Genomic DNA, 3,729 nt, shown 5'->3' on the forward strand with positions numbered 1-3,729 from the left:
GAGCAGATAGGGCATTTACTGGTGAAATATGAAAGTGAATGGTATGCTGATGAAGAATTAAGTAAATGGAATGAGATAGATAACCTATATGAACAAGAAAAACAGCAAAAAAAAGAAATCATCGAAGAAGAGTTAAACAAACTCGGACTAACCTTACCTTATCAGCGAGACTCTGCCATGAAAAAAGTGGACGAAGCGCACGAATATGTCAAAAGCAACTGGCAACTAGAAAAAGAAGAGCGCATTAAACCCTCACTGTGGTGGAAAAAAGTGGCGCAAGCTCAAACTCAAAACTCAACTGCAAACACAGAAGCCAATACGCCTAAACTATCCAATCTATCCGCAGACGGCAAGGCATGGTTTATTCATCCTGTGGCGATGATAGATTATTTTAATGTTATTAAAACTAGAACAACATTTGATGAAAAATATATCCCAGAAGATAATGAGGTTTATATAAATGTCATTGTACCTTCGCACCGTGGATTAGAGGGGCCTTTAATTGTATTTGATAGAAGTGAAATTTATTTTAAAACTCATGCACTTTGTCTTGGGACTAATACGAATCGTACAAAAGCAAGTGGAGATGGCGATACACCTACTGGTAGGACAAAGACAACATATTATCCAAATAGGCATAAAGGTGAATGGAGTTTTGGTAATTATGGATTTATTGAACTAATCGGAGATAGTGGTGAATTTTTAACTGCAACTAAAAATGGACGAGATGGAATAGGCATACATTCTGGGCATACTTCAGGGTATTATAGAAAATCTTTGGAAGATTTAGGTAATCTTATGAACACTCATGGGTGTATTCGGGTTTATAATGAAGCAATGAAAGAGTTAGGGGCTTTGTATACTAGGTTAAAAAGTGAAGGTAAAACAATATATTGTTACATAGAAGATTATGTTGGAGATATAAAAGATGTTTATGAATATTATGGTTTAGCTCCCGATCCTAAAGACACTGTAAGAAAAGGGAGAGTAAAAACACAATGATTCTAAATAAAATCCCCTGTTTTGTTTTTTTTGCTTTTTTTACGTTAATAGTTTCAGCTCAAACTGAAAAAGAAGAGTTAGATCAATTAATGCATATATGGGCAGAAAGAGATTTTGCCGAAGAAGTCAGTATAGTTTCTGACTTTTTGAAAAGCAAAGGTTATAAAATTCCTAGCGAAAAGAGCTTTAAACAAAGAAGTTTAGATTATTTTGGTATTGATGTGGATACAATAACATTTGATTGTCAATATATGATTAGTAAATATGATTATAGCTGTTTTACTAAGAATGGACGTTTTTTACTAACATACACAGAATCATTTCTGATGAGTGAATACAAAGGATTTGATGTTCCGCTTACTCCTAAGCAGGGTTTAGAGTTATTAAATAGCCCTAATAATGAGTATTCTCCTCATCTTATTGCTTATAATAAATTACTTTTTAATGATAATACTGATACTTTTGTAAAAAACTATTTTTTATCAAATCGGAAAAATTCGTTGCAAGAAGTTGTGATTTATTTCAATTATGAAAAAAATAGTTTGTTATATGAGGTCTCATTACCTGTATGGGATGACGATCTGAGAAATATGTGGCATTTCATTTTTTATAACAATTCACAAAAAGGATATCGGAAACGTTTATTAAATGATTTGTATATACAATCGGGAGAACATGTTATTTCAATTTTATTAAAAGATTTGTCCGATAATTGGTATATTTATCCAACAGGAATTCCTATTTCAGAAAATAAAAAAATTACGATTACCTCAGCATCACAAGATAAAGCTTTATTGCATCTGATTAAATTACAAAGTCAGCATCAGAGCGAGGAAACAAGTTTAACCGATAGCCAACGTAAAGCCTACCAATACCTGATTAATTTTTACGAAATAGATAATAAACTTGAATCAAGGCTTAAGGAAAATAATTTTTATAATATGGGGTTAAAAGTATCCGCTGAAGAACAAAAAGTCATTTCGGAAAGTAAAAACACACTAATAGAAAATCACTATATTACGAAATCAAATGATAATTATATTAATTTCCGCAGCCAACCAAATTCTAAAGCACCGATTATAAATAAATTATTAAATGATATAGATCTTATCAAAATTAATGTACAAGGTGAATGGTTATATGTCAAATTAAAGGATTCCCCCTCCATAAAGGGTTATGTTCATCTTAGTCAATTAGAATATAACGATAATAATTGAATGCATGTATCAATAAACATGATTAACTAGGTTAAATAATAATGATTAACAAAATAGGAAAGAAACTTATTATAGTTCTCGCTCTTTTTTCAATAAATGTGTTGGCTGATACAGAATCAGAGTTTGCATCAGCTAATTATTCAGATAAAACTATAAATATGATTTCAAAAATGCTTCAGCAAGAACATTATCAACTAATTAATTTAGAAGAATTTAAACAAAAAATTGATGATTATTTTGGTTCAGATACTGGCCTCAGCAAGAATAAAAATATTTGTCAAACATATACAGGTGAAGATAACTATTATGGCATAACAAATAATGGTAAATTTATTTATTCTTGCTTATTAACGAATTCATTTGCGAATGGAATATTAGATAATTCAAATAATAAATATGTTCAACAGTTAGTTGCTTATAATAAACTACTTTTTAATGATGATGATTCTGCTAAAAAATATATATTAAATCATAAGTATGATTATTTACCTGAAATCGTGATTAACTTTAATTATGAAAATGATGCTTTACTCTATGAAACAGCTGTTGTGAATCCATATATTTCCGACGAGTATAAATGGCATTTTTTATTTTATAATAACGAATTAAAAGGGTACAGAAAGCGTTTTTTAAATGACATGCTATTGGATAAAGCTTATTTTCGTGGTTTATTGATATCTTTATTTGTTAATTGGAATGTTGAACATAAAGACATTGGTATACAAGGGAAAAAGGTAAGAATCCCACAATCTACTAAAGATAAAGTATTAATTCATTTAATTAAATATCGTAGTCAGCTACAAAATAATGGTGAAACTTTAGAACGTAGCCAACACTTAGCCTATCAATACTTGACGGATTTTTTTAACAAAGATAACCAGTTAAAAGAGAGATTAGAGAAGAATGAATATTATAACATGGGTATAACTGTTTTAGAGGATAAAAAAAAAGTAATTTCCTATAGTCATGATGAATTATTGGAAAATCACTATTATACAAAGTCTTCAGAAAAAGTTGTTAACTTATTAAATAAGCCAGATATAAAATCTTCTATTATCATGACACTACCGAATAAAACTGATGTGATCAAGTTATATTCGAAATTTATTGATAGAGAAAAAAAACAAGAATGGTTATATGTTGGTTTAGCTAATGATAGAACTACAACGGGGTATATACATCTTAGCCAATTAGAATTTAAGGATAAACATTTCTAATAAATTGTTGTAGTTATAGGCTAGCGATAGATATTAAAGCAATTTTAGGGGGGATTTCCCCATGGCACTGGTCAGGTTTTAAAACGATAGAAGAGAAGGCAACGGTAGGCGAATTATCTGATAAAATCAGCAAAAATAACGTTGCCACCTTAGATTTAGCCGATTACACGCCGGCGATGCGAGAATTACAGCAAATCTTAACCGGCACACTAATATATTCAACCCAACGAAAAAAAGACCTACCGCCACCGACTTTTACGGATAGGGATTTAAAGGAAGGATTACGCAGAAGT

3 protein-coding genes are annotated in these 3,729 nt (G+C 30.5%); all 3 read left to right on the forward strand.

All coding sequences use genetic code 11. The features are described 5' to 3' along the window. A partial coding sequence (locus tag A9G34_RS06285; RefSeq protein WP_065569219.1) for a L,D-transpeptidase occupies positions 1-1,002 on the forward strand: 1,002 nt, incomplete at its 5' end. Then, the gene (locus A9G34_RS06290) at positions 999-2,219 is read left to right on the forward strand and encodes an SH3 domain-containing protein (RefSeq protein ID WP_034948641.1); all 1,221 of its coding nucleotides are present in this window, start codon (positions 999-1,001) and stop codon (positions 2,217-2,219) included. The genes A9G34_RS06285 and A9G34_RS06290, both read left to right, overlap by 4 nt. 41 nt (positions 2,220-2,260) lie before the next feature. Then, the gene (locus tag A9G34_RS06295) at positions 2,261-3,436 is read left to right on the forward strand and encodes a hypothetical protein (protein WP_034948638.1); all 1,176 of its coding nucleotides are present in this window, start codon (positions 2,261-2,263) and stop codon (positions 3,434-3,436) included. The last annotated feature ends 293 nt before the right edge of the window (positions 3,437-3,729 follow it).

This window comes from Gilliamella sp. Choc4-2 (genome assembly GCF_001690355.1).
Taxonomy (GTDB): domain Bacteria; phylum Pseudomonadota; class Gammaproteobacteria; order Enterobacterales; family Orbaceae; genus Gilliamella; species Gilliamella apicola_A.